The 10,134-nt window shown below is 70.0% G+C and carries 8 protein-coding genes; 5 read left to right on the forward strand and 3 right to left on the reverse strand.

Annotated features, from left to right (window positions below):
- The first annotated feature begins 219 nt into the window (after nucleotides 1-219).
- Nucleotides 220-642, forward strand: coding sequence for a hypothetical protein (locus ACFHVL_RS12025; RefSeq protein WP_416627725.1), 423 nt, complete (start codon nucleotides 220-222; stop codon nucleotides 640-642).
- Nucleotides 554-1,006 carry an NADAR family protein gene (locus ACFHVL_RS12030; protein WP_416627726.1) on the forward strand — a complete coding sequence of 151 codons (453 nt, stop codon included), beginning with the start codon at nucleotides 554-556 and terminating at the stop codon, nucleotides 1,004-1,006. Before ACFHVL_RS12025 ends, ACFHVL_RS12030 begins: the two co-directional genes overlap by 89 nt.
- A 78-nt stretch (nucleotides 1,007-1,084) precedes the next feature.
- Here the strand turns inward: ACFHVL_RS12030 and ACFHVL_RS12035 are convergent, their stop codons facing one another.
- Nucleotides 1,085-1,729, reverse strand: a complete 645-nt coding sequence (locus ACFHVL_RS12035; RefSeq protein ID WP_416627711.1) for a class I SAM-dependent methyltransferase — start codon at nucleotides 1,727-1,729, stop codon at nucleotides 1,085-1,087.
- Between the two features lie 279 nt (nucleotides 1,730-2,008).
- On the opposite strand from ACFHVL_RS12035, the gene ACFHVL_RS12040 reads away from it, so the two are divergent.
- Nucleotides 2,009-2,479: a GNAT family N-acetyltransferase gene (locus ACFHVL_RS12040; protein WP_416627712.1), complete on the forward strand. Its 471-nt coding sequence runs from the start codon at nucleotides 2,009-2,011 to the stop codon at nucleotides 2,477-2,479.
- A gap of 224 nt (nucleotides 2,480-2,703) precedes the next feature.
- Nucleotides 2,704-4,740, forward strand: a complete 2,037-nt coding sequence (locus ACFHVL_RS12045; protein ID WP_416627713.1) for an AAA family ATPase — start codon at nucleotides 2,704-2,706, stop codon at nucleotides 4,738-4,740.
- Between the two features lie 94 nt (nucleotides 4,741-4,834).
- On the opposite strand, the gene ACFHVL_RS12050 is transcribed toward ACFHVL_RS12045, so the two are convergent.
- Both ACFHVL_RS12050 and ACFHVL_RS12055 read right to left on the reverse strand, forming a co-directional pair.
- Complete coding sequence (locus tag ACFHVL_RS12050; protein ID WP_416627714.1) at nucleotides 4,835-6,871, reverse strand: AAA family ATPase; 2,037 nt, start codon at nucleotides 6,869-6,871, stop codon at nucleotides 4,835-4,837.
- A gap of 130 nt (nucleotides 6,872-7,001) precedes the next feature.
- The gene (locus ACFHVL_RS12055; RefSeq protein WP_416627715.1) at nucleotides 7,002-7,580 is read right to left on the reverse strand and encodes a hypothetical protein; all 579 of its coding nucleotides are present in this window, start codon (nucleotides 7,578-7,580) and stop codon (nucleotides 7,002-7,004) included.
- Nucleotides 7,581-7,824: 244 nt separating this feature from the next.
- On the opposite strand from ACFHVL_RS12055, the gene ACFHVL_RS12060 reads away from it, so the two are divergent.
- Nucleotides 7,825-10,029, forward strand: a complete 2,205-nt coding sequence (locus tag ACFHVL_RS12060; RefSeq protein ID WP_416627727.1) for an ATP-dependent RecD-like DNA helicase — start codon at nucleotides 7,825-7,827, stop codon at nucleotides 10,027-10,029.
- The last annotated feature ends 105 nt before the right edge of the window (nucleotides 10,030-10,134 follow it).

The raw sequence follows: 10,134 nt of genomic DNA on the forward strand, positions 1-10,134 counted from the left end.
TTCGCGCGTACAACGTGCCTGAGCACTCCACTCGACGGCGTACCGAGACCTGGCGGACCGAGGTGCGCGCTTCTCGGCCCGTCCGGAAGCTGGCGACCAGCACCGCTATCCGTCCACCGCGTGCACCAGAGCGGGCCGCTGCGGCTGGTCTCCCTCGACACACCCGAGAGCGCCTGAATCGGGCGGGAGCGCGACGCCTCCGACGGCGAGAACCTGGCGATCAAGGTGATGACCCGGGGCCGGACGCGGATCGAGCAGGGACGCGGCGATGCCGAACTCGGGCCCGCCGATCTGGTGCTGCTCGATCCCACACGTATTCTCCGGTTCGACAGCACCGCCGCGACGCACGTCACCATCCTGATTCCGCGTCGGGAGCTTCGAATCCGGCCCGCGCAGATCGACCGGCTCATCGGCGTAGGGGCCATTGCGGGGTCGCGCAGGACAGCGGGTCAGGCAATCTGGGCTTCCGGACGACCAGAAGGCGACAAACTGCCCGTACGCCGTTCAAATGGTTGGCGTCGTCGAGGTCTGGCAGGAGACACTCGCGATCATGATGGCACCGGTTCGAAGCGTCGCCGACCTGGTGGCGTCCGGCGACCGGGTCAAGTTCCTGTTCTTCTGGAAGCACCAGCCAGAACGTGACGGCAGCGTCGGCGCGGGCTGCCTGAGCCAGTGGTGGCCGGCGGAGTTCACTGCGGACGGACTCACGTTCGCCACCGCCGAGCACTACATGATGTGGCGAAAGGCGATCCTGTTCGACGACCAGGCTGTCGCCGAGCAGATCCTTGCCGCATCCCATCCCCACGCCGCCAAGGTGCTCGGCGGTCGCGTCGCCGGGTTCGATCAGCAGGTGTGGAACGAGCACCGCTCCCCGATCGTGGTGGCCGGCAACCTGGCAAAGTTCGGCCAGCACCCTCAGCTGCGCGCGTACCTGCTCGGGACTGGGCAGCGCGGGAGCAGACCTGCGGGTAGCCCGGCGTGCGCCGGCTCGCGCAAGATCATGTGAGCGCCAGATACGCTACGCGGCGGTTTTGGGGTATCTAGTGCTCACATTGATCATGGGTGCCGGGATGCAGAGGTGCGATCAGGGCTTGCGGGCGATCAGGATGCCGAGCGGCTGAACGTCCGGGGTCGGTGGGGTCTGCTCGACGGTCACCAGGACCATGAATCCCGCCTCGGTCAGCAGCCGCTTCACCTCGGCCGGTCGCTGCCGGTGGAAGTTCAGGTCGATCTGCTTGCCCTCGAACTCGTCCCGGTGCCGGATCTCGTCGCCGATCTGGAAGACCAGCATCAGATAGCCACCCTGGACGAGCGTGCGGTGGAACTCGGCGAACGCCTCCGGTCGCCGCTCCCACGGCAGGTGGATGATCGAGAAGTAGGCGAGCAGCCCGCCGAGCCCGCCATCCGGCAGGTCCAGGTCGAGCATCGAGCCGACCTCGAAACGCAACTTCGGGTACGCCTGTCGGGCGTACCCGATCATGCCCGGTGACAGATCGACGCCGAACGCGTCCAAACCGTGCTCGGCCAGCAGCACAGTGACCCGGCCCGGCCCGCAGCCGACATCGGCGACCACCCGGGTGCCCGTCGACTGCACCAGCTCGACGAACAGACTCAGCATGGCGCGGTCCAGCGGCGCATCATCCAAGCTGGACTTCGTCCACTCGACGTACTCGTCGACGATCGCGTCGTACGAGTCGCTGGTGGTCTGCAGGAATCCGGTGTCAGACACCCACGGCACGGTACGCGATGCCGCCGACGACTGCACTCACCAGGAAGTTCGCGGGAGCGGGCGAGCGGTACCGCGGCGATCGTGACGAGTGCGGCGACCACGTGGATGACCGGGTGACCGATGAGTTCGGCGGACGCGGCGAGCGACTTGCGATCCTGGATCTGCCAGTGGCGCTGCACCGATTCTCATCCGACTCCCGTGCTCGCGTGGTCTGATCGGCAGACCGGGTACACTCGTCCGCTAGTTCGGCGTACCACCCAGTCAGGACAACATGTGGCAATGCCAGTGAGTATCGAGCCCGCCGACTTCACCGACCCTGGCCTGCACGCGTTTCTGCAGGCCCACCTGGACGACATCGCGCCCACCGCTCCCACCGAGAGCCGGCACGCGCTCGATCTGGACGGGCTGCGCAAGCCGGGCGTCCGACTCTGGGTCGCGCTCGACGCGGGCGAGATCGTCGGCACCGGCGCACTCGCGGCGGTGGAGCCGGGCCACGAAGAGCTCAAGAGCATGCGTACCGCGCCGCACCTGCGCGGGCGGGGAATCGCCAGCCGAATCCTGGACCATCTGCTCCGCGACGCCCGCTCACGCGGCATCCGGCGGATCTCGTTGGAGACCGGCAGCATGGAGTTCTTCGCTCCCGCCCGATCGCTGTACGCGAAAGCCGGCTTCGTCCCGTGCGCCCCGTTCGGCGCGTACCGGGACGACCCGAACAGCGCCTTCTTGACCAGGACCCTCCAGCGGTCTTGACCCCCGCACCCGGGGGTGAAGATGTTCAGCCCCCGCGTGGCGGTGGCGATCACAGTGGACGCGACGATCATCCGAGGGCTGGTGGCGGCCGGGTACGCAGCGCAACGATCATCTCGCCGTCCACCGAGGAAATGCTACCGCTGAGCGCTGCGACCAGGGAGGCACGCGCCGCCGGTGGTGACCCACCGTAGTATTCCCTCAGTCCGGTTCACTGGGGGGGTGCGTTGGCTGCTCGACTGGCAGACAGGCTGGGTGCGGCCCGCGACGAGGCGTTCGTCGGCCGTACCGCCGAACTTGCCGCCTTCCGGGCCGCGCTCGCCGGCGCGCCCGGCAGCCACCCGGTCTGGTACCTGTACGGGCCGGGCGGCATCGGCAAGTCGATGCTGCTGCGTCGCTTCGCGGTGCTGGCCCGCGACACCGGACGGATCGTGGTCCAGGTCGACTGCACCGGCATCGATCCGTCACCGGCCGGCTTCACGGCGGCGACGTACGCGGCCCTCAACGGCGCCCCGGCGGTGCTGCTGGTGGACACCTTCGAACGCTGCCAAGGCCTGGAGAGTTGGCTGCGCGAGCGGTTCCTGCCGCGCGTCCCCGAGGGCGTGGTGGTGGTGATCGCCAGCCGGCAGGCACCGGACCGCGAGTGGGACGCCGACCTTGGCTGGTCCGGGGTGCTGCGAGTGGCCGTGCTGGGTGGGCTGCCGCGCGACGCCGCAACCGAGCTGCTCGACCGCCGCGGCGTCGCACCTGAGTTGTGGGACGCCGTGCTGCGGTTCGCTGGCGGCCACCCGCTCGCCCTCAACCTGTCGGCGGCGGTCGCCGTCGGCGACCACGACGCGGTCACCGCTTGGGCGCCGACCCCGGACGTCGTCGCCACACTGCTGCACCACCTCGTCGGCGATGTGCCGTCGACGCAGCACAGACTCGCCCTGGAAACCTGCTCACACGCGTTGACCACCACCGAGGATCTACTGCGGGCGGTGGTCGGCGAGCCGGCCGCCGACCTGTTCACCTGGCTGCGCCGGCTGCCGTTCGTCGAAAGCGACCAGGACGGCGTCCTGCCGCACGACGTGGTACGCAGCGTGCTCGACACGGATCTACGGTGGCGGGATCCGCACGGTTACCAGGTGATGCACGCCCGGGTGGCGGCGCACCTGCTGCAGCGGGCCCGCGCCGCCAACGGTGACGCGGTGCTGCCGGCGGTCCGCTCGCTCTACCACATCCTGCAGGACAGCCCGGTCATGGCACCGGTCGCGCTGCGCCACGGCGGCGGCTCGGTGTTCCCGGACGAGATGCTGCCCGCCGACCGTGACACGCTGCTGCGGATCGCCCGGGAAGCCGGCGACGACGACGGCCTGGTCGGCTACTGGCTGCGCCGCCAGCCGGAGGCGTTCGACGTGTACCGGCACTCCCGCGACGGCGTCATCGCCGGTTTCCAGGTGACACTGCGACTCACCGCCGCCGACCCGGACGAGATCGCGGCCGACCCGGTCGTCGCCGCGGTGTGGGCACACGTCGCGTCCGCTCCGCCCCGGTCCGGCGAGCACATCCTGCTCACCCGGTTCAGTTATCCGTTGCCGGAGCAGCTGCGTGCCGCGGTCCGTGACCTCATGCACGTCCGTACCCTGCAGTGGTGGATCCGCTCGCAGCGGCTGGCCTGGTCGTTCCTGACGCTGGCGGACGAGGCGGTCGGGGTCGCCGAGTTCATCGACCACCTGCCGATCCGGTCCCGCCCGACCGTCGCCGGCCGGCCGTACGACCTGTACGCGCACGACTGGCGGGCGGTCCCACTGGACATGTGGGCGGGTCGGGTCACCGCTTGGCCGCTGAGCGGGTCGGCCACCACGGAAGCGGCCACCTCGGCCCGCACCAGCGGCGGGGCCCTGCCGGCGTCGGCCCGGACGGTCCTACCTCGGCCGGCGTTCGACGCGGCGGTCCGCTCCGCGCTACGACAGCTGGGCCATCCGGCGCAGTTGCGCGGCAACCCGCTCGTCAACAGCAAGTTGGTGGCCGACGCCGCCCACGGGTCCCTGGTCGATCCCGCCGAGGCGCTGCGGGCGGTGCTGGTCGAGGTCGCACGGTCGATGAACGCCGATCCGCGCGACGCGAAACTGCACCGCGTGCTGGTCGCCACCTACCTGTCCGGGACGACCACCCAGGATGCCGCGGCCGCTCGGCTCGGGTTGGCCACCACCACGTACAAGCGGCACCTGCGCGGCGCGGTCGACCGGATATGCGAACTGCTGTGGCTGCGTGAGGTGTAGACAAGGCAAGGTGTCGGCACGCTGAGGTGTCGGCGCGTTGAGGCGTCGGCCGCGGACCTTCACCATCAACGCGTCGACCCCGCTGATGGCCCGCTCAGCCGCGCAACTCCCGGTCCCACAGGGCGTCGCTGAGCCGCTCCATCCCCCGGGTCAGATGCCGCCGGTAGGTGCTGTACGGCAGGCCGAGCCGGTCCGCCGCGGCCTCCTGGGTGGGAGTGCCGTGCACATAGGTGGTGACCAGCACCCGGTGCAGCCGGGTGTCGTCGCGTATTCTGTCGATCGCCGAACCGAGGACGTCGCGCAGCGCCGCGACGCGGTCGTCCCCACCGTGGTCGGCCACCAGCCGGCTACGGGTGAGCGGATTGGCCGCCAACTCGTCCGGGCGCCGCCAGGCGCGCATCGCGGAGCGGACCGCGGCGTCGAACTCCGGTCGGGACAACACCAGCAGGTCCGCGCCGGCCAGCGGCGGACGCGGCTGCAGCCCGTACAACAGTTGCTGTTGATTGTGGGCAAGCCACTGCATGACCGGGGTGACCCGCCAGTCGTGGAAGAACACGTGGTACGGACGACCACCGACCTGCGGTGGCGTGCCGGCCGGGTGATGGTCGAAGTAGGCCAGATGCTGCGCCCAGAACTCGACGTCCCGCAGCACCAGGTAGTGCGTCGCCAGCCCCTTGTCGTGCAGGAAGTGCGCGAGCATCCGCATCTGCATCAGGTCGCTGACCGGGGACGGCCGTTGGTACGCCGGTGGATACACCATGAACCTGGCCAGTCCGATGTGCTCGCCGCCGCGCAGTGGTGCGGCGGATCGGCAGTGGTGCCAGGCCGCGGCGACGACCGGATCGACGTCCAACTCGGCCGGGTCCGGGTCGGTCAGCCGCAGCCAGGTCAGGAAGGCCACCACCTCGTCGGTGTCCGAGCTACGGTAGACGTGGCAGCCGTCGGGTCGGCGGCTCAGCCAGAAGTCGACGATCGCGGCCGAGTCCGCTCCTTCCGCCTCGACCGCCAGCTTGAGCACCGCTGACCGGTCCGCCGCACGGTACGGATCCTCGTAGACCGTGCCCTCGCCGCCGAAGGTGAAGTAGCGGCGGACCACCTGGGCATGCCGTTGCAGGTATACCATCGCGCCCACGGCGGGGAGCACGGCCGACCCGGTGGCGGCAAGTGCCTGCTCCAGCAGGTAGCTGTGCAGCCGCCGGTGCATCTTCTCGTAGCCCTGCGGGTCACGCCAGCGCAGGTCGTCGTCGAGGGCGTCGCGCACGACGTCGTGCGGGTAGAGACCCCGGGCGTCGGATTCGATGAACGGCAACTCCCGGAGCCAGGCGAAGATCGGCCCCGGGTCGCCGTCGAGCGCCGCCCGCAGCAGCCCTTCGGTGGTCGTCCGGGCGTGCGCGCAGATCTCCAGCGCGTGCCGGTGCTGCGCCGACGGGGTTTCCCCGATCAGCTGGGTCAGCAGCGTCTCCACCACGTTGAGACTGGGCCGCCAGGAGGTGGTGGCGTCGACGTCATGGGTGACGGCGACCTCGGCGGCGAGCCGTAACGCCAGCGGATGACCGCCGGCGAACGACAGCACCGATTCGTGCAGCTCCGGCGGTACGCCACGGCGGTTGAGCAGCGCCACCGCGTGGTCCGGTGGCAGGTTCCGCAGCGGGACGACCTTGAGCAGGTCCCGCCAGGCCGGATCGGCGCGCCACTGCGGACCGGGGACTCCGCGTCCGGCCAGGATCACCGGCACGGACTCCGGCAGCCGGGGCAGGAACCTGTTCCGCAGCCAGTCTTCCAGCTCCTGGCAGTACTCGAAGGAGTCGACCAGCAGCACCGCCGATTCGTCGGACAGGGCGGCAGCGGCGGCGTTCTCGAACCGGGCCGGCGAGGGGCTCACCAGCCGACCGTCGACCTGCACCACCCGCCGACCGGCCGACGCCGCCTCTTCACCGAAGTGACGCAGCAGGGTCGACTTGCCGATCCCACCGGGTCCGTGCAGGTAGAGCACGCTGAACGGCTCCGGTGCGTGGGCCAGGGCCTGCCGTAGCAGGGCCAGCTCGGCCGCCCGGCCGACGAAGTGGTGCTCCCGGGTCTGTCTCAGCCGCTGGCCCAGACTAGTGGTGGCTTCGCCACATCCGGCCGTCACAAATCGATATCTTAGTGAGGCCCACTCATCTCCAGCTGCCCCGGCCCGGCGCGGCCGGACCGGGACACACTCCACTGGCGACTGTTCATCGGGCAGACCGCTCAGCGTCCATTTCGGCTCGACGTGACGGTCACCGCGACTGCAGGGCGTCGAGCGCCACGGCCATGGCGATCACCACCCGCCGGTCCAGGTGCGGGTTGTGGATGTCGACCAGGTAGCTGTCCCGCAGCCCCCACTTGCGCACCACGGAGAAGGCCGGCTGGTCGCCGAGGACGAAGTCGAAGTGGTACGGCAGCCAGGAGAGCAGGTCGGTGAAGCGGCGCAGAATGGCCACCACCTGGTTGCGTTCGGCGCCGGTGGCCGTGCCGAGGCCGGGCTGCTCCACGTGCCACGTCGAGCGCAGCAGGGACCGGGCGAAGTCCTTGCGGAACAGCCCGATCGGCGCACCGGCGGCGTCCGTGATGTCGTAGGTGGCACCGAGGTCGATGATCTGCCGGGCCTTGAACCCGAGCAGCGGTTGCTGCCGCTGGTCATCGGCGTAGATGGTCACCTGTTCCCGGAACGCCAGCCGCTTCTGCTGGGCGAAGGCGAGCAACTGCCCGACCGAGCCGTCCGGCCCGACCGCGCAAACCTCGTACTGGTTGACCATCAACCGGATACGTTGCCGGACGTGCAACTGCTGCTGTGCTTGCAGGTACTGCTGGTCCATGGCTCGCGGGCCTCTTCTGCGAAGGGGTGAGTGGGTGGCGCGGGCGACAAAGCCCGGTGGCCGTCGATCGGCAGTCTGCCACGTACCGGCAAGCTCGGACGGATCGCGCACGTCGGATAATCGTCCGGTGACCGCGACCACCGGACCACCCGCGACCGCCCCGGCAGCCGCCACCGGCCAGTCACCCGGGCCGACCACCGGCCAGTCACCCCGGCCGGCCACCGGCCGGCCGGGCGAGCCGGCGGTGCGTCCCGGCGGCGGGGCGGTGCTGGAAGCAGTCCTCGAACGGATCACCTACGCCAACGAGGAGACCGGCTACACGATCGCCCGGGTCGCCACCGACCGTTCCGGCACCGACCTGCTGACCGTGGTCGGCTCACTGCTCGGCGTACAGCCGGGGGAAAGCATCCGGCTGGTCGGCCGCTGGGGGTCGCACCCGAAGTACGGTCGACAGTTCGAGGTCCACTCGTACACGACCGTGCTGCCGGCCACCATTCAGGGCATCGAGCGCTACCTCGGTTCCGGTCTGATCAAAGGTATCGGCCCGAAGATGGCCGGCCGGATCGTCGCCCACTTCGGCGCCGACACGCTGCGGGTCATCGAGGAGGAGTCGGCCCGGCTGATCGAGGTGCCCGGCCTGGGGCCGAAGCGGACCTCGCTGATCGCCAAGGCCTGGATAGAGCAGCAGGCGATCAAGGAAGTGATGATCTTCCTGCAGGGCGTCGGCGTCACCACCTCACTCGCCGTCCGGATCTACAAGAAGTACGGCGACGCGTCGATCTCGATCGTCCGCAACGAGCCGTACCGGCTGGCCGCCGACGTCTGGGGCATCGGGTTCAAGACCGCCGACACCATCGCCCAGGCGGTCGGCATCCCGCACGACAGCCCGCAGCGGATCAAGGCCGGCATCCAGTACACCCTCTCCGAGGCCGCCGACAACGGCCACTGCTACCTGCCGGAACCCAACCTGGGCACGGACGCGGCCACCATCCTCGGCGTCGGCGTCGAGCTGGTCCGCGACGCGCTCACCGCGCTGGTCGCCGAGGAAGGCGTGGTACGCGAGGCGGTGCCGAACCCGACCAGCGACGGCAGCACCATTCCGGCGGTCTACCTGGTGCCGTTCCACCGCGCCGAATGCTCGCTGGCCGGCAGCCTGCTGCGGCTGCTGCACCACCGCGCCGACCGGCTGTCGGCGTTCGCCGACGTCGACTGGGCCCGGGCGTTGGCCTGGCTGCGCACCGGCACCGGCGCCGACCTCGCCCCCGAGCAGGAGCAGGCGGTACGGCTGGCGTTGACCTCGAAGGTCGCCGTGCTCACCGGCGGGCCGGGCTGCGGCAAGTCGTTCACCGTAAAGTCGATCATCACGCTGGCGGCGGCCAAGGGTGCCAAGATCGTCCTCGCGGCGCCGACCGGCCGGGCCGCGAAGCGGATGACCGAGCTGACCGGCCATCCGGCCGCCACCGTGCACCGGCTGCTGCAACTGCGACCCGGCGGCGACCCGACGTACGACCGGGACAACCCGATCGACGCGGACCTGATCGTCGTCGACGAGGCCTCGATGCTCGACCTGATCCTGGCGAACAAGCTGGTCAAGGCGGTGGCACCCGGCACCCATCTGCTGCTGGTCGGCGACGTCGACCAGCTGCCGTCGGTGGGTGCCGGCGAGGTGCTGCGCGACGTACTCGCCGCACCGGCCGTACCGCAGGTGCGGTTGACCCGGATCTTCCGGCAGGCCCAGGAGTCCGGGGTGGTGGTCAACGCGCACCGGATCAACTCCGGCGAACAGCCCCGTACCGACGGGATGGCCGACTTCTTCCTGTTCGCCGCCGACGAGCCGGAAGCGGTCGCCGACCTGGTGGTCGACATCGTCGCCCGCCGAATCCCGCGCAAGTTCCGGGTGCCGGCCCGCGACATCCAGGTGCTCTCGCCGATGCACCGGGGGCCGGCCGGGGCCGGCAACCTCAACGTCGCCCTGCAGGAGGCGCTCGCCCCGCCCCGCGACGACCGGCCGGAGCGGCGGCACGGCGCCCGGGTGTTCCGGATCAACGACAAGGTCATCCAGATCCGCAACAACTACGACAAGGGCACCGCCGGGGTCTTCAACGGCACCATCGGCGTGGTCACCGCGGTCAGCACCGAGGACCGCAAACTGACGGTACGCACCGACGAGGACGAGGACATCGACTACGAGTTCGACGAACTCGACGAGCTGCAGCACGCGTACGCGATCACCGTGCACCGCTCGCAGGGCAGCGAGTACCCGGCGGTGGTCATCCCGGTCACCATGAGTTCGTACACGCTGCTACAGCGCAATCTGCTCTACACGGCGGTGACCCGGGCGAAGAAGCTCGTGGTCCTGGTCGGCTCCCGCAAGGCGATCGCGATCGCGGTCCGCACCGCCGGAGCCGGCCGCCGGCACACCGCACTCACCCACCGGCTGACGCTCTAAAGATCAATGTGAGCGCCAGATACCCTAAAACCTCCTTGGGTTCAGGGGGTCGTCGCAACACCTGAGTTGATCAAGGAGTTGCGATGGCTAAATTGCTGCCTCGGT

This window comes from Micromonospora sp. LOL_023 (genome assembly GCF_048060115.1).
Taxonomy (GTDB): Bacteria; Actinomycetota; Actinomycetes; order Mycobacteriales; family Micromonosporaceae; genus Micromonospora_E.